Origin of the sequence: Streptomyces sp. NPDC041068 (genome assembly GCF_040647455.1) — a bacterium.
In the GTDB taxonomy this organism is placed as follows: Bacteria; Actinomycetota; Actinomycetes; order Streptomycetales; family Streptomycetaceae; genus Streptomyces.
The window spans coordinates 171,052-189,083 of sequence record NZ_JBEZCG010000003.1 but is presented as its reverse complement, the minus strand read 5'-3'; the positions used below and the strand labels follow the sequence as shown (position 1 = coordinate 189,083).

The 18,032-nt window shown below is 72.2% G+C and carries 13 protein-coding genes; 6 read left to right on the top strand and 7 right to left on the bottom strand.

Features of this window, described 5'->3' with window-relative positions:
- Positions 1 to 279 precede the first annotated feature (279 nt).
- Positions 280 to 2,439, top strand: coding sequence for a potassium-transporting ATPase subunit KdpB (gene kdpB, locus AB0B50_RS07900; RefSeq protein ID WP_362327345.1), 2,160 nt, complete (start codon positions 280 to 282; stop codon positions 2,437 to 2,439).
- 6 nt (positions 2,440 to 2,445) lie between these two features.
- Here kdpB and AB0B50_RS07895 read toward each other — a convergent pair whose 3' ends face one another.
- Positions 2,446 to 2,841 (bottom strand): cupin domain-containing protein, encoded by a 396-nt coding sequence (locus tag AB0B50_RS07895; protein ID WP_362328214.1) that lies wholly within the window; start codon positions 2,839 to 2,841, stop codon positions 2,446 to 2,448.
- 262 nt (positions 2,842 to 3,103) lie between these two features.
- Between AB0B50_RS07895 and AB0B50_RS07890 the strand changes: the two genes are divergently transcribed.
- Together AB0B50_RS07890 and AB0B50_RS07885 are read left to right on the top strand one after the other, a co-directional pair.
- Positions 3,104 to 4,171, top strand: a complete 1,068-nt coding sequence (locus tag AB0B50_RS07890) for a helix-turn-helix domain-containing protein (RefSeq protein ID WP_362327342.1) — start codon at positions 3,104 to 3,106, stop codon at positions 4,169 to 4,171.
- 73 nt (positions 4,172 to 4,244) lie between these two features.
- Complete coding sequence (locus AB0B50_RS07885) at positions 4,245 to 5,813, top strand: acetolactate synthase large subunit (RefSeq protein ID WP_362327339.1); 1,569 nt, start codon at positions 4,245 to 4,247, stop codon at positions 5,811 to 5,813.
- A gap of 142 nt (positions 5,814 to 5,955) precedes the next feature.
- On the opposite strand, the gene AB0B50_RS07880 is transcribed toward AB0B50_RS07885, so the two are convergent.
- Positions 5,956 to 7,353 carry a hypothetical protein gene (locus AB0B50_RS07880; RefSeq protein WP_362327336.1) on the bottom strand — a complete coding sequence of 466 codons (1,398 nt, stop codon included), beginning with the start codon at positions 7,351 to 7,353 and terminating at the stop codon, positions 5,956 to 5,958.
- Entirely contained in the window at positions 7,340 to 10,228 is a 2,889-nt protein-coding gene (locus AB0B50_RS07875; RefSeq protein ID WP_362327333.1) for a peroxidase family protein, read from the bottom strand. Before AB0B50_RS07875 ends, AB0B50_RS07880 begins: the two co-directional genes overlap by 14 nt.
- Before the next feature lie 379 nt (positions 10,229 to 10,607).
- Between AB0B50_RS07875 and AB0B50_RS07870 the strand changes: the two genes are divergently transcribed.
- A complete protein-coding gene (locus AB0B50_RS07870) occupies positions 10,608 to 11,885 on the top strand; it encodes a lipase family protein (RefSeq protein WP_362327331.1) in 1,278 nt (425 codons plus the stop codon).
- Between the two features lie 43 nt (positions 11,886 to 11,928).
- On the opposite strand, the gene AB0B50_RS07865 is transcribed toward AB0B50_RS07870, so the two are convergent.
- Both AB0B50_RS07865 and AB0B50_RS07860 read right to left on the bottom strand, forming a co-directional pair.
- On the bottom strand, positions 11,929 to 12,348 hold the full coding sequence (locus AB0B50_RS07865) for a YchJ family protein (RefSeq protein ID WP_362327328.1): 420 nt from the start codon (positions 12,346 to 12,348) through the stop codon (positions 11,929 to 11,931).
- Positions 12,349 to 12,413: 65 nt separating this feature from the next.
- Positions 12,414 to 13,115, bottom strand: a complete 702-nt coding sequence (locus AB0B50_RS07860) for a FadR/GntR family transcriptional regulator (protein WP_362327325.1) — start codon at positions 13,113 to 13,115, stop codon at positions 12,414 to 12,416.
- A 177-nt stretch (positions 13,116 to 13,292) separates the two neighbouring features.
- Between AB0B50_RS07860 and AB0B50_RS07855 the strand changes: the two genes are divergently transcribed.
- Entirely contained in the window at positions 13,293 to 13,805 is a 513-nt protein-coding gene (locus tag AB0B50_RS07855; protein WP_362327322.1) for a gluconokinase, read from the top strand.
- A 92-nt stretch (positions 13,806 to 13,897) separates the two neighbouring features.
- Positions 13,898 to 15,295, top strand: coding sequence for a gluconate:H+ symporter (locus tag AB0B50_RS07850; RefSeq protein ID WP_362327319.1), 1,398 nt, complete (start codon positions 13,898 to 13,900; stop codon positions 15,293 to 15,295).
- Positions 15,296 to 15,379: 84 nt separating this feature from the next.
- Here AB0B50_RS07850 and AB0B50_RS07845 read toward each other — a convergent pair whose 3' ends face one another.
- Positions 15,380 to 16,945 carry an APC family permease gene (locus AB0B50_RS07845; RefSeq protein WP_362327316.1) on the bottom strand — a complete coding sequence of 522 codons (1,566 nt, stop codon included), beginning with the start codon at positions 16,943 to 16,945 and terminating at the stop codon, positions 15,380 to 15,382.
- Positions 16,946 to 16,989: 44 nt separating this feature from the next.
- Positions 16,990 to 17,952 (bottom strand): hypothetical protein, encoded by a 963-nt coding sequence (locus tag AB0B50_RS07840; RefSeq protein WP_362327313.1) that lies wholly within the window; start codon positions 17,950 to 17,952, stop codon positions 16,990 to 16,992.
- Between the last annotated feature and the right edge of the window lie 80 nt (positions 17,953 to 18,032).

The window sequence follows — 18,032 nt, the reverse complement described above, 5'->3', positions numbered from 1 at the left end:
CAAATTTGAGTAGTGGCGCCCGTGGATAACTGCGCCCGCGGACAAGACGCCCGCCCGGCCGCGTCCCCCTCGTGATCGCGGCCGGGCGGCCGACGTCCCCCGTGGTGATCAGTCTGCGATGCCCCGAACACCGGTTCGCTCTTCCTTGACGCCGCCCTGACGCCGCACGCGGCGCCCTTGACGGAGGCTTGACGCGGAGTGCGCGACATCCGTATGGGAGGCGCAAATACCCCTCGTCACCGGGGGTTTCACCGCTCCCGGAGCCTTAGATTCCTCGGCATGCTTCCCCCCGCCCCCGCCCCCGCGGCACCGGCCGCCCCCGAGGCCCCGCCCTCCCCCGCCACCGCCCCGCGCGCCGCGCGACGCCGCCGCCCCGCCGGACTCTTCGAGCCCCGTCAGCTGATCGCCTCCTTCCCCGAGGCCGTGCGCAAGCTGCATCCGCGGGCCCTGGTCCGCACCCCCGTGCTCTTCGTCGTCGCGGTCGGCGCCGTGCTCACCACGCTCTCCGCGGTGCTGCACCCCGCGGTGTTCACCTGGGTCATCAGCGCCTGGCTGTGGCTGACGTTGATCTTCGCCAACCTCGCCGAGGCGGTCGCCGAGGGCCGCGGCCGCGCTCAGGCCGCCTCGCTGCGCAAGGCCCGCACGGACACGGTGGCCCTGCGCCTTCGCGACAACTGGCGGGTCGGCACCGACGTCGACCACGCGACGACGGAGGCCGTGACGGCCGCCGAGCTGCAGCCGTTCGACTTCGTCCTGGTCGAGGCGGGCGAGGCGATCCCCGCCGACGGCGAGGTCGTCGAGGGCGTCGCCGCGGTCGACGAGTCCGCGGTCACCGGCGAGTCCGCACCCGTCGTCCGCGAGTCGGGCGGCGACCGCAGCGGCGTCACCGGCGGTACGACGGTCCTCTCGGACCGGATCGTCGTGCGGGTCACGTCGCGGCCCGGCAACTCGTTCCTGGACCGGATGATCTCCCTGGTCGAGGGCGCGTCCCGGCAGAAGACGCCCAACGAGATAGCGCTCAACATCCTGCTCGCCGCGCTGACCGTCGCCTTCGTCCTGGTCGTCGTCTCGCTCCAGCCGATGGCCTCGTACGCGGGAGCCGCCCAGTCCACGACGGTCCTGGTCGCCCTGCTCGTCACCCTCATCCCCACGACGATCGGCGCGCTCCTCTCGGCGATCGGCATCGCCGGCATGGACCGGCTCGTGCAGCGCAACGTCCTCGCGATGAGCGGGCGCGCGGTCGAGGCGGCGGGCGACGTCAACACGCTGCTGCTCGACAAGACGGGCACCATCACGCTCGGCAACCGCGAGGCGGCGGCGTTCGTACCGATGCCCGGCGTCGACGAACTCGCCCTGGCCGACGCCGCCCAGCTCTCCTCACTGGCCGACGAGACGCCCGAGGGCCGCTCCGTCGTCGTCCTCGCGAAGAACGCGTACGGGCTCCGGGAGCCCGCGGACGGCGAGTTGAGCCAGGCGCGGTTCGTGGCGTTCAGCGCGCAGACCCGGATGAGCGGCGTCGATCTGCGCTGGGAGAACGGGGCGAGCTGCTCCATCCGCAAGGGCGCGGCGGCGCAGGTGATCGGGTGGGTGGAGATGTACGGCGGCCGCGTGCCCCACGAGGCGCGCGCATACACCGACGCCATCGCGCAGTCGGGCGGCACACCGCTGCTTGTCGCGGTGCACGACTGGGACGGGCCGCGGGTGATGGGCGCGATCCACCTCAAGGACGTCGTCAAGGACGGCATCAGGGAGCGCTTCGCCGAGCTGCGCCGCATGGGCATCCGCACCGTCATGATCACCGGCGACAACCCGCTCACCGCCCGCGCCATCGCCCAGGAGGCGGGCGTGGACGACTACTTGGCCGAGGCGCGGCCCGAGGACAAGCTCGCCCTCATCAAGCAGGAGCAGGAGGGCGGCAAGCTGGTCGCGATGACGGGCGACGGCACCAACGACGCCCCCGCGCTCGCGCAGGCCGACGTCGGCGTGGCCATGAACACGGGTACGTCGGCCGCGAAAGAGGCCGGGAACATGGTGGACCTGGACTCCAACCCGACCAAGCTCATCGAGATCGTCGAGATCGGCAAGCAACTCCTCATCACCCGGGGCGCCCTGACGACCTTCTCGATCACGAACGACGTCGCGAAGTACTTCGCGATCATCCCGGCCATGTTCGCGGGCGCGTATCCGGGCCTGGAGGCGCTGAACATCATGGGCCTGCACAGCCCGACCTCGGCGATCACCTCGGCGATCATCTTCAACGCGCTGATCATCGTCGCGCTGATCCCGCTGGCCCTGCGCGGGGTCCGCTACGTCCCGGCGTCCGCGCACGACCTGCTGCGCCGCAATCTCGCGCTGTACGGCCTGGGCGGGCTGATCGCGCCGTTCGTCGGGATCAAGGTGATCGACCTGCTCATCTCGATGATCCCCGGGCTCGCGTAGCCGTTCTCAGAGCCGGAGCGCGTGCCCCGTCGTCGCGTCCACGTGGTCCGGGACCTCCTCGTGCCGGTCGCCGACCGTCGGCGTCCCGGTGGGCTCGAAGAGGAGGATCCGGGCGCCGTCGGGGGCGTACGGCTTGTGCTCGGTGCCGCGCGGGACCGTGAAGACCGAGCCCCGCGCGAGCGTGACCCTGCGCTCCCCCGCCGGTTCGCGCAGGTCGATGTGGAGCTCGCCGCCGAGCACGAGGAAGAACTCGTCGGTGTCGTCGTGGACGTGCCAGAGGTGTTCGCCCTCGACCTTGGCGACGCGTACGTCGTAGTCGTTGACGGAGGTGACGATGCGGGGGCTCCAGAGGGCGTCGAAGGAGTCGAGAGCCCGGTCGAGGGAGATGGGTTCGCGGGTCATGGTGGCGGGTTCGCGGGTCATGGTGGCGGGTTCGCGGGTCATGGTGGCGGATTCGCGGGTCCTGACGGCGGATTCGCGGGTCCTGACGGCGGATTCGCTGGTCCTGACGGCGGATTCGCGGGTCCTGACGGCGGATTCGCTGGTCATGGCGGCGGATTCGCTGGTCATGGCGGCGGATTCGCGGGTCATGGCGGCGGGTTCGCTGGTCATGGGCCGATCCTCGGCCGTGGCGCGCCTTCCCCGTGAGTGCTAGAAATCGCATATGGCGCAAGAATCCTCTCAGCCCGCGGCGCGGACACCGCTCCACCGCGTCGTCGTCATCGTCGACGAGAACTCCAACCCCTTCGAACTCGGCTGCGCGACCGAGGTGTTCGGGCTCCGCAGGCCCGAACTGGGCCGGGAGCTCTACGACTTCGCGCTCTGCTCCCCCGAGCCGGACACCCTGATGCGGGACGGGTTCTTCACGCTCACCGGGGTCGCCGGACTCGACGCGGCGGACACCGCGGACACGGTGATCGTGCCCAACAGGCCGGACACCGAGGTGCCCCGGCGGCCCGCCGTCCTGGACGCCGTCCGCCGGGCGCACGCGCGCGGCGCCCGCCTGGTCGGCTTCTGCAGCGGCGCCTTCACGCTCGCCGAGGCCGGGGTGCTCGACGGGCGCAGGGCCACCGCGCACTGGCAGTGGGCGGACGCCTTCCGCGAGCGGTTTCCGGCCGTGCGGCTCGAACCGGACGTACTCTTCGTCGACGACGGCGACATCCTCACCGCCGCGGGCAGTTCGGCCGCGCTCGATCTGGGCCTGCACATCGTGCGCCGCGACCACGGCGCGGAGGTCGCCAACTCCGTGAGCAGGCGCCTCGTGTTCGCCGCCCACCGGGACGGCGGCCAGCGGCAGTTCGTGGAGCGCCCCGTGCCCGACGTCCCCGACGCCTCCCTCGCGCCCCTCCTCGCCTGGGCACAGGAGCGGCTCGGCGACGTCGCGAAGCCGGGGCGGGCGGGCGCGGGACCGCTCACCGTGGCCGGGCTCGCGGCCCGCGCCGGGGTCAGCCCCGCGACCCTGCACCGCCGTTTCCGCGCCCAGCTCGGCACCACCCCGCTGGCCTGGCTCACCGGCGAGCGCGTGGCCCTGGCCTGCCGACTCATCGAGCGCGGCGAGGAACGCCTCGACGTGGTCGCGCGCCGCAGCGGCCTCGGCACCGCCGCCAATCTGCGCGCCAGGCTGCGCCGCGAGACGGGGCTCAGCCCGTCCGACTACCGCCGCAGGTTCGGTCCCGGCACGCCCCCGGCGGCTGGCCGGATCCCGGCTGCCGCCCCGGCCCGCACCCCGTGAAGACTGGCCTCCCCCACGCACCGGGCGCAGCCGGCCATCGCGCGCCCTCGGCACCGAGCAGAGGCGGACCGCCATGCCGAACGGAGCGCAGATCCTGATCAACGGCCTCGTGGACGGGGGCGTCCGCGTGTGCTTCGCCAACCCCGGCACCTCCGAGATGCACTTCGTCGCCGCGCTCGACGAGGTACCGGAACTGCGGCCTGTGCTCTGCCTCTTCGAGGGCGTGGCGACGGGCGCCGCCGACGGGTACGGGCGGATGACGGGGCGCCCCGCGTGCACGCTGCTGCACCTCGGCCCCGGCCTCGCGGGCGGTCTGCCCAATCTGCACAACGCACGGCGGGCCGCGACGCCCGTCGTCAACGTCGTCGGCGACCACTCCCTGCACCACAAGCGGCTCGACGCGCCCCTGGAGTCCGACATCGGGGCGCTCGCCCGCACCGTGTCGGCCTGGACGCGACGTACGTATTACGCCACCGAACTGGCCGGTGACGTCGCCGCCGCCGTCGCGGCGGCGACCGGTCCGCCCGGCGCCATCGCGACGCTGGTCGTGCCCGCCGACGTGTCCTGGTCGCAGGCGGGCAAACCGCAGGCAGCCCCGCGTCCGCCCGCGGCGCGGCGCGGGCTCGTGTCCGTGGACGCGGTGACGGGCGCCGCCGCCGCGCTGCGGTCCGGCGAGGGCGAGGGCGTGGCTCTGCTGCTCGGCGGGGAGGCGGTGCGGGGCGCCGGGCTCGCGGCCGCGGGGCGGGTCGCCGCGGCCACCGGGGCGAAGCTGCTGTGCGAGACCTTTCCCGCCCGTCTTGAGCGGGGCGCGGGACGGCCCGCTGTCGAGCGGCTCGCCTACCTCGCGTCGGGCGCGCAGCGTCAACTCGCGGGCTTGCGGCACCTGGTGCTCGCCGGGGCCGCCTCGCCGGTCGCCTTCTTCGCCTACCCCGGGCAGAGCGGCGGCCTCGTTCCCGAGGGGTGCGGGGTGCATGTGCTCGCGGCGGGCACGGAGGACGTGACGGCGGCGCTCGAAGGGCTCGCCGAAGTGGTGGGGCCGTGCGCGAGCCCCGCGCGCGTGGAGGCGGCCCGGCCCGCGCTGCCCTCCGGTGATCTCACCGCCGAGTCGGCCGCCGCCGTGATCGGGGCGCTGCTGCCGGAGGGTGCCGTCGTCGTCGACGAGGCGAACACCTCCGGGATCTGGCTGCCGGGCGCGACCGCGGGGACGCCGCCGCACGACTGGCTGACGCTGACCGGCGGTTCGATGGGGCAGGGCCTGCCGCTGTCCGTCGGGGCGGCGGTCGCCTGCCCGGACAGGCCCGTGCTCGCGCTGGTCGGCGACGGGGCCTCGATGTACACGCCGCAGGCCCTGTGGACGCAGGCGCGGGAGGGGCTCGACGTCACGACGGTCGTCTTCGCCAACCGCTCGTACGCGATCCTGAATCTGGAGCTGCGGGCGGTGGGGGCGGTTTCCGACGGCGCGCGGTCCCGCCGCCTCCTCGACCTCTCCGACCCGCCGCTCGACTTCGTCGCGCTGGCGCGGGGAATGGGCGTTCCCGCGGAACGGGCCGCCACGGCCGAGGAGTTCGCGGCGCTGCTGAAGCGGGGCCTGGCGGAGCCGGGGCCGTTCCTGATCGACTGTGCGGTGCCCGCGCTGGCGTAAGGGCGGTTCCTCTCCCCGACCCCGCCCCTTCCCGAACATTCCGGCTCCGCCGGACGGGCTGGAGGATTCGGCCAGGCCGGAGAATCCAGCCTCCGGCGTTTGAGGAGCGGGGCCCGGGGCGGAGCCCCGTGGTGGACCAGCGTCAGGTGTCCCACAGGCTCTCGTGGCAACGGTGTGCATCCGTCAGGCCGTTGGTGAAGTACCTCTCGTAGTACTCCGACTCCACATGATGGACCTGGAGCCATACCCCTGGAACGTGGATCGCATCCGTATGCGCGGGAAAGCGCCGGTGCGTCGTCAGGATGTACTCGCAGATGTCCCGCGCACAGGCGACGACCCTGTCCTCGTACTCGCTCGCCTCCGCCAGGTACCGCTGGCCGTACTCCTCCTTGTAGATGCGGGCGAAGACGTCCTTGTCGCCGTAGACGCCGCCGGGGCCGAACTTGGCGCGGAGCACCGCGTCCACCGCCTCCCTCATCGTGCGGTGCGCGGGCGGGCACGCCGCCTCGATCAGGGGCTCGCCCTCGGGCGAGGTGAGTCCCACCGGGTGGGAGCGCACCGCCGCGTACTTGGGCAGCGGGACGTGCCAGCGCCACAGGTCCGGCAGACGCCAGCGCGGGGTGACGAAGGTGAATCCGAGCATCCGGCCGTAGGTGCGGGAGAACTTCGGGTCGCCCAAGGCTATTTGGGGGTTGATGGAGGCGTGGATCCAGGCGCCGAGGCCCATCGCCTCGGCGGTCAGCATGAGGTTCTGCAGGAGCAGGTCCGCCTCGATCTGGGTGCGCAGCGGGCCGAGCGCGCCCAGCGGCAGCTTGATGTCACCGTTGAGGAAGCCGTTGCGGACCCACTTCTTCACACCCGCCGGACGGTAGAAGTTGCGGTCGTCGACGAGCGTGGGACGGACGTCGTCCGGCTGGGTCAGCAGGTACATCAGGGCGTTGATGTACTGGTGGGAGAGGTCGACCACCGGGAACAGCACGGTCGTTCCCGGGAGGTTGGACAGGAAGCGGTTGGAGTCCAGGTAGGCCGGGAAGTCGCGCAGCCCCTCGGCGACGTCCAGGCGGTGGTCGAGGACCCGCACCTTCGCCTGCCGCGCCCGCTCCACCAGGCGCGTGGCGTCGAGGGGTTCGGAGGGCGCAGGGGGCAGTCTGCGCAGGAAGTACGTGCCCGAGTCGTTGATCAGGAAGAAGTGCGTGCCCTGCGCGTTGTCCGGGCTGCCGGCGGTGCGGCCCGCCATGGTCATGTTGGGCTTGGCCATGATCGGCTTGCCGTCACGCGGGTCGTCGAAGGGGCGGTCCGGCATGGTCAGGCCGGTGCAGCCGGTCAGCGCGATCAGCACCGCCTCCTCCAACTCGGTGAGCGGGCGCGGCTCGTGGGGCGAGCGGTAGCTCATCGAGCCAGCGGGGACGGCGGCGCCGCGGCTCACCCGGTGGGTGCGACGGCGCCAGACCGTCTCCAGGAGGGGCCGGCCGAACAGGTCGGCCAGCCCTTCATGTCCTGCCGTGCCCTCGTGGCCGTGGCCGCCCTCAGCCGCCGGCACGTCCGGTCCCGTCCTTCACCGGCTGCACCTGGCGCCACGGAGCGAACGCGCTCGCGTCGCGCGGCAGCAGGCCCGCGAGCTCCGGGCAGTGGCGCAGCAGCACGGACTTCATGCCGCCCTTCTGGACCCAGTCGATGCCGAGCGGGGTGTAGATCTCGGGGCGGAAGTCGACGGTCAGGAAGCGGTCGCTCTGCAGCCGCCGGGTGGCCATCAGGATGAAGATGCGGAAGGCCGTGTCGCTGAAGCCGAATCCGTGCGGCGGGTTCTCGGCGAACAGGCCGACCACGGTGTCGATCTCGTCGACCGAGCGGTAGACGTCCTTGAGGCGCGCGACGGTCTCGGGGTCCTGCGACAGGTCCTCGAAGCGCCGGATGCGCTGCTTGTGCAGGCCCTCGCGGAAGTCGTTGTACCGCGGCACGCCGCGCCTGCGGGTGCGCACCAGGTCGACGACGGACAGGTCGATGATCTCGCCCTCGCGCTCGAAGTGCTGCAGTGCGCGCGGGAAGTTGTGCAGGGTGATCGCGCCGGGGTGGGCGATGCCGAAGGAGTAGAGCGTGTCGGCGAGGCCCGTCTTGCGGATGGCGGCCTCGGCGGCGGCGCCCTGGATGTCGTTGAAGGTCAGGGTCTCCAGGCGCTGCCCGAAGTGGTGCTCGCGCATCTCGAAGTCGTCGGGGATGAGCGGGTGCATGCGGTAGACGGTGACGAAGTCCTCCGTCAGGGAGTACGGCGCGCTGTGGTGGTCCGGCAGCGTCTCGGGGATGCCCTTGAGCGAGTGGGACTCGAAGAGCCACAGGCCGAGCTTGTTGAGCCAACTGGACGGCGGGCCCTCCCAGTTGGTGTGCAGGCCGATGTCGATGGCCTCGGTGGCGAGGATCGCCGGGGTCCACTCCACCGTATGGATCTTGGCGATGAGGGCGGAGACGACGAGGCGCGCCGTGTGGTAGACGCTCTCCTGGCTCATCGACGGGTAGGCGTGCCGCAGCGCGTCGCAGACCGCGTTGTGCTCGCGGGCGAAGAGGGTGTGCATGGCGCTCAGGCCCATCCACCAGCTCTCGGAGAAGCCGGTCAGCGGGACGCCGTTCTGTCCGATGGGCAAGTGCCCCTCGTCCAGGCGGAGTTTGGCGCCGCCGTCGGCCTCGCGCAGGAACCGGGCGGTGTGTTCGTTCTCGCCGTACACCTCGGAGCCGTCCCACCAGTGCGACGCGGTGTTGGCGAAGAGGATGGGCGGCTGGTCGCCCGGCAGCTCGATGCCCTCGTTCTCGGCGAAGCGCATCACGCGCTCGGCGGGCCCGCCGGGGGTGTTGGTCCAGGTGCTGCCGGGCGGCAGCGGCACCTCGACGGACTTGCCGCCGATCTTGTGGCGGCGGTGGTTGACCCAGTCGTGCACCTGGAACTGGATCCAGGCCGCGGCAAGGACGTTCAGCGAGGTCGCGGGCAGGAAGGTGTCGCGGTGCAGGAGCCTGCGGCTGACCGTGACCGGGTTCGGGGTGTCGAAGAGGTCGGGCCGGTAGTCCGGCTTGAGGTTGCGCCCGAAGGCGGCGCCCACGGATCCCATCGTGGGCTTGGAGAGGTCGTTGTACGTGCCGTCGTAGGAGCGGGCGGTGCGCAGCTGTTCGTCGGCCGGGGCGGGCACGGGCACGGCCCTGGGCGGCGCCTCGTGGACGTCGGTGTCGATGAGGTTGAAGCGGCGCAGCGCCTTGCGCAGGAAGACGAGGTTGAGCAGACCGGCCTCCACCGGCAGCTTGTACCACGGCACATAGCGGTTCAGGAGCCGGAAGGCGGCGCCGACGGGAGCGCCGAGCACCTTGTTGCGCAGCGGCTCCTCGGTGACGAAGCGCACGCCGTGGCGGTACGCGGCACTCGCTTCGTACGCGGCCTTGCGGGCGCGGTTGAGGTTGCCGAGGGGGCGGAAGTCGTCGGTGGTGAACCACGGGTTGAAGCCGATCACCTCGACGCGTCCCCCGGCGGCCCGCGCGTCGGCCGTGTCGAGGTCCTGGCTCGGCACGGTGAGCGTGGCCACCGGCACGGCGGGCGCCACGGACTCCAGCCACTCCACCGAGCCGTCCTCCACGGGCGTGCGCCGCTCGTCGACGTACCGCTGGACGCAGAGGTCGAAGGCGACGTCCTGCCGGGCGAGGCGGGTCTCCAGCTCACGCCGCAGGTACTGCGGGTCGCTGTGCTCGCCGCCGGAGCGCGCGGCGCCGTTGCCCGCCGGGCGCAGCAGATAGCGCACCGGGCCCGCCTGACCCCACAGGATGGCGCTGCGGCTCCAGTACGTCTCGCCCGCGAGGCTGTTCACGGTGTGCCGGGCGGCGGCCTGGACGTTGCGGCGCATGCGGGTGGCCGTGGAGAAGCCGACGGCCAGCGGGAGCTTGACGAGGAGCCCGAACGCCTTCTGCAGCGGACTCGCCGCGCCCGCCATGGCCTTGGCGAAGGCGACGAACTCGCGGGCGTCACGGGCGTGCGAGACCGGGTGGTTGGTGGCGAGCAGGTCGTGGCTCTCCTCGGCGGAGACGGCCACGCGCACGGCGGCGCCGCGCAGATCGGGCGCGCCGTCGGCCTGCCGGATGCCGCTCGCGTTGGAGAGCCGCAGGGTCGCGGTGTACTCGGCGCCGGGCTGAGCGAAGCCGCAGCGCAGCGCGTCGGGCAGGTCGTCGTGGAAGCGGAGCCGGGCGTTCTCCACGCCGAGGGCGGCCTTGGCATGCAGGGCGCGCTCGGGCCCCGCGGCCTTGGCGGCGCGCCGGTTCTTCTCCTGAACCTTCATCAGTTCCTGCGCCAGGCGCTCGAAGAGGCGTCGCTCCGCTTCGGGGCTGCCGCCCATGTAGCGCTCGTAACTCTGACTCTGACTCTGCTGGTGCTGTCCGGTGTCGGTCATCGGGCGCCAACTTCCTTCGCGCGGCGTACGGGAGGGCTGCTTACGGGACAGGGGGCAGGCAGACGCTACTGGCGGCACCCGTCGGCCGCAGCGGCGGTTCCCGCCTATGTCCACGACAACCCCGAGACCTCGAACAGGCGGGCGGGCCAGGGCATTTGTGCCCGTGGGCGGCCCTCCCGCGCGCGCGAGGACGAGTGATGGGTGCCCCGTTCACACCCCGTGTGAATCCTCACTCCCCACCAGTCCCACGCGCGGTGTACACGGGATGGCCGGGTCCCGACGGGTGCCCGACGCGGCGTCGCCATCCGGTTGACGGTGCGCCGGGCCCGGTGGTGTGCTCGCAAGTCCGGTGCGCCCGAGGCCCGTCGGGGAGGACGCCATGCGGAACGACTTCGCCAGGGGACCGAGCTTCGCCGAGCTGCGCCCCTTCAAGACACCCACCGAGGGCGAGCCGGGGCGGACGGTCTTCCCCGTCCACCCGGACCTGGTGGACCTGCTGGCCGCGGACAAGGGGCCGCCGGACACGGAGGGCCCGGTCCCGCACACGATGGCGACCTGCGCCGCCTACGCGTACGCGGGTGCCGGCAGGGTGGGCGACCCCAGGACCGTCGCCATGATGATGTCGCGACTCGGCCTCGAGGAGAACCGCTGCCGCGTCTTCGAACAGCGCGTGGACGCCATGTACATCGCCTCCGCCGCGTACTTGGTGCAGGACAAGGACCGCCGTGTCGTGATCCTCTGCTACCGGGGCACCCAGCCCGAGGACATCATCAGCATCCTCACCGACGCCGACGTGCGCCCCGAGACGCTCGCCGTGGACCTCGCGGGCGAGCGGCACCAGGTGCACGCGGGCTTCTACCGCAACATGCGCGCCACCCGGCACCTGATCATGCAGGCCCTTGACCGGGCCGCGCGGGGCGAGTCGATCGACCCGGAGGAGAAGGGCGTACGCGGCCACGGCATGGAGGCGCTGTACATCACCGGGCACAGCCTCGGCGGCGCCATGGCCGCGCTGATGGGCGTCGTCCTGGCCCACGAGTCCCGCTACGCCGCGATCGCCGAACGCCTGCGGGCCGTCTACACCTTCGGACAGCCGCTGCTGGGCGGCCCCGACTTCGCCGACGCCTGCGCGCGGGCCACCGACCCGCGGGGCGAACACGTCCTGCGCGACCGCCTCCTGCGGTACATCTTCGACCGCGACGTCGTGCCCGCCCTGCCGCCGCGGCCCGTCGGGCCTTACGCGCCCTTCGGCCGGGAGTTCCACTACCGCAGGCCGCGCGGGACGGCCGACGGCGCGCTGGCCCTTGCGGCGGAGACGGCGATCGACGCGGTCTCGCTGCCGGGCGATCTGCTGCGCGGGCGGCTGCGGGAGATGGCGGGCCGCAGGGCGCGGGCGGCGGGGCGTTCGCTGGCCGCGCTCGCGCGGGGGCAGCGGCACGGCGGCTGGACCGAAGTGCGCGATCCGGGGCTGCACTATCCGCAGATGGACAGCCTCGCGGGGCTCGCGGTGGTGGCACCCCTCGCGTTCTTCGCGGCGCGGCTCGCGCTGACGCGGACCATCCCGTTCACGTACTCCTTCGAGGACCACGGGCCTGGGCACTACGTCAACGCGCTGGCTCCGCCGGGGGTGTTGAGCGAGTTCGGGGACGTGTTGTGACGGAACCCCAGGAACCCCAGGAGCCCTAGGAACCTCAGGAGCCTCAGTCGATGAACGTGCCGTCCACGTACACCCACGCCCCGTCCACGCGCTCGAACCGGCTCTTCTCGTGCAGTGCGTCCGGGCGGCCGCCGTCGGTGTACCGGGCCCGGAAGGTGACCGTGCCCGTGGAGTGGAACGCGGTGCCCTCGGCGGTCTCCTCGATGTCCAGGCCGACCCAGCGCATCCCGGGGTCGAACTCCACGCGGGGCGGCCGGGTCCGCGGGTGCCAGGTGCGCAGCAGATAGCCCTCGTCCCGCACCGCGAAGGCGCTGTACCGGGACCGCATCAGCTCCTCGGGGGTGCTCGCCGAGGCCTCGCCCCGGTGCAGCCTGCCGCAGCACTTCTCGTACGGGAGGGGGTGGCCGCAGGGGCAGGTCGTGGGGCGTGCGGCGCGGGAGGCGCGTGCGGTACGTCGGGACATGCCGCCCATTGTGGCTGACCGCGCGAGGGCGTCAGGCCTCAGCCCGCGGCCTCAGGTCCACGGCCTCAGGGCGCCAGGATGTCCAGCTCCTCCAGGGCTCCCAGCGCGATCTCCCGCGTCAGCGCCTCCGCGCGGACCGCGTCGCCCTCCCTGACCGCCTCCGCGACCTTGACGTGCAGGGTGACGGCGGGCGGGTCGGGGTCCTCGAACATCACCTGGTGCGCGGTACGGCCGGTCAGGACCTCGGCCACGACATCGCCGAGCCGGGCGAACATCTCGTTGCCGGAGGCGTTGAGGACGACCCGGTGGAAGGCGACGTCGTACTTGAGGTAGTCCTCCAGCTGGTGGCCGCGCGAGTGGGCGACCATGCCGAGCGCGCACTCGGTGAGCTCCGCGCACTGCGCCGCCGTGGCGTGCCGGGCCGCGAGCCCCGCGGCGACCGGCTCGACCGCCGAGCGCAGGACGGTCAGGGAGCGCAGCTGGCGCGGCCGGTCGGCGCCGGCCAGCCGCCACCGGATGACCTGCGGGTCGTAGACGTTCCACTCCTCGATGGGCAGCACCGTCACGCCCACGCGGCGCCGGGACGCGACCAGGTGCATGGACTCCAGGACCCGGACGGCCTCCCGCATCACGGAGCGGGACACCTCGAAGCGCTGGGCCAGCTCGTCCGTGCGCAACACGCTGCCCGCCGGATACTCGCCCGCCGTGATGGCGGGCCCGAGGCTTTCCAGTACGCGGGAGTGCAGCCCTCGGGCCTGTGCGGTCATGACGAAAGCCTACGAGGAGGACCACGGGAACAATAAGTCAGACTTTTATGTCACAGACTCTTGAATTCGTCAGACCTAATGGGTTTCAGTGACGTGAACGTGCGGACCGGGGTCCCCTCCGACCCCGGTCCGTACGTCCGATGTCGATGAGGACATGAAGACAGCGAGGCACCAGCGATGAGCACCCCCCACGTCGTCGTAGTCATGGGCGTGGCAGGCACCGGCAAGACCACGATCGGCCCCCTGCTCGCGGACAAGCTCGGCGTTCCCTACGCCGAGGGCGACGACTTCCACCCGGCGGAGAACATCCGGAAGATGTCCTCCGGTACGCCGCTCACCGACGACGACCGATGGCCCTGGCTCGACGCGATCGGCGCCTGGGCCCATGGCCGGGCCGGCAAGGGCGGGGTGGTGAGCAGTTCGGCGCTGAAGCGGGCCTATCGGGACCGGCTGCGGGCTGCCGCTCCGGGTGTCGTCTTCGTGCACCTCACCGGCGACCGGAAGCTCATCGAGGACCGGATGTCGCAGCGGCAGGGCCACTTCATGCCTACGGCGCTTCTCGATTCGCAGTTCGCCACGCTTCAGCCTCTCGGGGCGGACGAAGCGGGTGTCGGCGTCGATGTCGCCGGGACGCCCGAGGAGATCACCGCTCGGGCTGTCGAGGCGCTTCGCGGCCTCGAACCCCGCTAGCAGTATTTCGTCTGCGGGCCGGATGTGGCTGGTCGCGCAGTTTTTCGCGCCCCTGAAGGGGCACTCCCCCACCCACGTACAAGGAAACGACCGTGACCAGTCTCAGCGTCGAGATGCTGGCAGCGGACCCCGTCGAGCCGATCACCTCGGCGGGCCATGCCCAGCTGGGGATCGCCGTCCTCGCGGGCATCGCCGTCATCGTCCTGCTCATCACCAAGTTCAAGCTGCACGCGTTCCTCGCGCTGACCATCGGGTCGCTCGCGCTGGGGGCCTTCGCGGGCGCCCCGCTCGACAAGGCCATCAAGAGCTTCACGGACGGGCTCGGCTCGACCGTCGCGGGCGTGGGTGTCCTCATCGCGCTCGGCGCCATCCTCGGCAAGCTCCTCGCCGACTCCGGCGGCGCCGACCAGATCGTCGACACGATCCTCGCCAAGGCGGGCGGGCGCGCGATGCCCTGGGCGATGGTGCTCATCGCCTCGGTGATCGGACTTCCGCTCTTCTTCGAGGTCGGCATCGTCCTGCTGATCCCGGTCGTCCTGATGGTCGCCAAGCGCGGCGGCTACTCGCTGATGCGGATCGGCATCCCCGCGCTGGCCGGACTCTCCGTGATGCACGGGCTCATCCCGCCGCACCCCGGCCCGCTCGTCGCGATCGACGCGGTCAAGGCCAACCTCGGCGTCACGCTGGCCCTCGGCGTCCTCGTCGCGATCCCCACGGTGATCATCGCGGGGCCGCTGTTCTCGAAGGTCGCCGCGCGTTGGGTGGACGTACCCGCACCGGAGAAGATGATCCCGCAGCGCCCCTCGGAGGACCTGGCCAAGCGCCCCGGCTTCGGCGCCACCGTGGCCACCGTGCTGCTGCCCGTCGTCCTGATGCTGGCCAAAGCGCTGGTGGACATCGTGGTCGACGACCCCGAGGCCACCGTGCAGCGGGTCTTCGACGTCATCGGCTCGCCGCTGATCGCGCTCCTCGCCGCGGTGATCGTCGGGATGTTCACGCTGGGCCGCGCGGCCGGGTTCACCAAGGACCGGCTCTCCACGACCGTCGAGAAGTCGCTCGCCCCGATCGCGGGCGTCCTGATGATCGTCGGCGCGGGCGGCGGCTTCAAGCAGACGCTCATCGACGTCGGCGTGGGCCAGATGATCCTGGACTTCTCCAAGGACTGGTCGATCCCCGCGCTGCTGCTCGCCTGGCTGATCGCGGTGGCCATCCGGCTCGCGACGGGTTCCGCGACGGTCGCGACGATCTCGGCGGCCGGTCTGGTGGCGCCGCTGGCGGCGGACATGTCGACCTCCCACACGGCACTGCTCGTGCTGGCCATCGGCGCGGGTTCGCTGTTCTTCTCGCACGTCAACGACGCCGGGTTCTGGCTGGTGAAGGAGTACTTCGGGCTTGACGTCGGGCAGACGATCAAGACGTGGTCGGTGATGGAGACGATCATCTCCGTCGTCGCCGGAGCCCTGGTTCTGCTCCTGTCGTTGGTCATCTAGCGCGCCGTCTCCCGGGGCTCCGCCCGGACCCCACTCCTCGGACGCCGGAGGGGCTGAGTTCTTCAGCCCCTCCGGCGTCCGGCGTCACGCTTCGGGGCCGCCCGATGCCTTCTCCAGCTGGAACGCCTCGTTGCCGAGGCCGATCCGCGCATGCGCCGCCGGATTCCGGGAGCGCAGGATCGCTCCGTAGACCACGCCGATCACCGCCGCCGCGAAGACGATGCCCGGAAGCACCCAGCTGAGTGCCGAGCCCTCGCCCGCGCCCACGAGGACGTCGAAGTCCTTGACGGTGTAGCCCGCGATGACGAGCAGGCCGACCGCCGCGAGCGCGGACGCGGTGATCCGCCAGGCCTGGGCGCGCGCCGCGCCGCGGCGGGCGAAGAAGACGATGACGGCGACGGACGCCGTGGCCATCAGCAGGATCACGCCGAGCGCGCCGATGTTGCCGCCCCAGGTGAACAGGTGCAGGACGGGCGCGGTCGGGTCGCCCGCCTTGCCGTCGTCGGCGACGGCGAAGCCGATGACGACCGCCACGGAGACGACGGTCTGCAGCAGCGATCCCGTGCCGGGGGCGCCGGTGGAGGTGTTGGTCCGGCCGAACGCGGCGGGCAGCAGCCCCTCGCGGCCCATCGCGAACGCGTACCGCGCGACGACGTTGTGGAAGCTGAGGATCGCCGCGAACATGCCGGTCACGAACAGGACGTGGAGTACGTCGGTGAAGGCGCCGCCGAGCCGGGACTCGGTGAGGTTGAACAGCAAACCCGCGCTCTGTTCCTGGGCGGCCGGGACGATCCCCGAGGGGCCCGCCGCGACCGTGAGCGCCCAGGAGCTGAGCGCGAAGAAGACGGCGACGAACCCGACGGCGAAGAACATCACGCGGGCGACGACGACCTGCGGACGGCTGGTCTCCTCGGCGTACACGGGGGCCTGCTCGAAGCCGGTGAAGGCGGCGATGCAGAAGCAGAGCGAGGTGGCCACGCCCGCGCCGGTGAGCGTCTCCGGGTTGAACGCGTGCAGCGACAGGCCTTCCTCGGCCGGGTCGGCGATGGCCGCGATGTCGAAGATGACGACGAGCGCCACCTCGATGAGCAGCAGCACGCCGAGCACGCGCGCGTTCAGGTCGATCTTCAGCCAGGCGAGGACCGCGACGACGGCGACCGCGACGAGCGCCGGGATCCACCAGGCGACCTCGACATCGGCGTACGTCCGCAGGAGCCCGGACACCTCGAAGCCGAGCATGCCGTACAGACCCGCCTGCAGGGCGCTGTAGGCGACAAGGGCGACCAGCGAGGCACCCGCGCCCGCGGTGCCGCCGAGGCCGCGGGATATGTACGCGTAGAAGGCGCCCGCGTTGTGGACGTGCCGGCTCATCTCGGCGTACCCGAAGCTGAAGAGCGCGAGGACGACGCCGAGGACGAGGAAGAGCAGCGGCTGCCCGACCACGCCCATCACGCCGTACGTGGTGGGCATGACACCGGCGACGACCATCAGCGGCCCGGTCGCGGCGAGCACGGAGAGCAGCAGGCCCGCCGTGCCGAGCCGGCCGGCGCGCAGCGCCCGCTCCTGTCCCTTGTACGTGCTGATGCCGGTGTCACCCGTGGGGTCGCCGAGGGCTCTGGTGCCGCTCGTGCTCGAACTTCCCGTCGCCATGGCGCGGTCGTCCTTTCGGAGGTGCTGATCGGGGGTACGCATGGTCAGGCCGATCCGATTGCCGCGGCCCGCGCGGCGTCGAACGCCTGGAGCGGGTCCCGGTCCGGGTACGACCAGGGGGCCGGCGTCGCGTGCCGTCCGATGCGGTGGAAGAGCGCGGCGGCTTCGGCCGCCCTGCCCTCGCAGGACTTCGCGTGGGCAAGGAAGTTGAGGTCGACGTGGCAGCGCGGGTGGCCCGGCTCGTCCGGGGTCTCCCACTCCAGCCACCAGTCGAAGGCGGCCTTCATGACCCCGCGGGCGCGGCGCCCGGTCCAGTGCCCCGAGGCGACCGGATCGGTGGGCTCCAGGCCCGCGGTGGCAAGGACGCGGTAGCGCTCGGCGTGCGCGACGACGGGCAGGACCGCCAACGACGAGTCGGCGGGCGCCTGTTCCACGGCCCAGGACGCGAAGTCGTACACCTCGTGCAGCGGGTCCTGGCCCGCGCCGGGGCGCCGCTCGGCGAGCCGCGCCACCATCAAGTGGTGGGCGTGGTGGTGCTCGGGATGGCGGTGGCGGACCTCGTCGAAGAGGCGTACGACGTCCTCCTCGCGGCCCAGCGAGCGCTCCAGCAGGAGCAGCGCGAGCCAGGGAGTCGGGTCGGCGGGGACGCGCGCGGCCGCCTCGCGGCACTGGGCGCGCACCTTGTCCGAACGGGCCTTGCCGCGCAGCGCCTTGTGCACGGCGGCGAAGGCGAGCAGCACTTCGGCGTCGTGGCTCTCGGGTTCGGCGAGCCGCCAGTCGCGCGCCCACGCGGCCGTGGTGCTCTCCTGGCCGAGCACGTCGAAGCGGTGGCCCCTGCGGTCCCAGTCGTCGCCGGTGGCGGCGAGCAGCGCGCGGGCCTCGGTCCAGCGCCCTTGGGCCAACGCCGCTCGTGCGGCGACGAGTTCGGCGTCGTCGAGCGCGGCGTCGAAGACGTGCCCCGCGGTCTTCTTGCGGGAACGGCCCAATGGGGGTGGGGGTGGAGACACCGCGGGACGCCCTCCCCGGCGCGGCTTGCGTACGGATGATCACGCACAGCAAAGCGGTAGGCAGCACTCCACGTCAAGGC

Coding starts and splice junctions, on each gene's coding strand:
- kdpB (WP_362327345.1), top strand. CDS start 280: ATGCTTCCCCCCGCCCCCGCCCCCGCGGCACCGGCCGCCCCCGAGGCC.
- AB0B50_RS07895 (WP_362328214.1), bottom strand. CDS start 2,841: ATGACCCGCGAACCCATCTCCCTCGACCGGGCTCTCGACTCCTTCGAC.
- AB0B50_RS07890 (WP_362327342.1), top strand. CDS start 3,104: ATGGCGCAAGAATCCTCTCAGCCCGCGGCGCGGACACCGCTCCACCGC.
- AB0B50_RS07885 (WP_362327339.1), top strand. CDS start 4,245: ATGCCGAACGGAGCGCAGATCCTGATCAACGGCCTCGTGGACGGGGGC.
- AB0B50_RS07875 (WP_362327333.1), bottom strand. CDS start 10,228: ATGACCGACACCGGACAGCACCAGCAGAGTCAGAGTCAGAGTTACGAG.
- AB0B50_RS07870 (WP_362327331.1), top strand. CDS start 10,608: ATGCGGAACGACTTCGCCAGGGGACCGAGCTTCGCCGAGCTGCGCCCC.
- AB0B50_RS07865 (WP_362327328.1), bottom strand. CDS start 12,348: ATGTCCCGACGTACCGCACGCGCCTCCCGCGCCGCACGCCCCACGACC.
- AB0B50_RS07860 (WP_362327325.1), bottom strand. CDS start 13,115: ATGACCGCACAGGCCCGAGGGCTGCACTCCCGCGTACTGGAAAGCCTC.
- AB0B50_RS07855 (WP_362327322.1), top strand. CDS start 13,293: ATGAGCACCCCCCACGTCGTCGTAGTCATGGGCGTGGCAGGCACCGGC.
- AB0B50_RS07845 (WP_362327316.1), bottom strand. CDS start 16,945: ATGGCGACGGGAAGTTCGAGCACGAGCGGCACCAGAGCCCTCGGCGAC.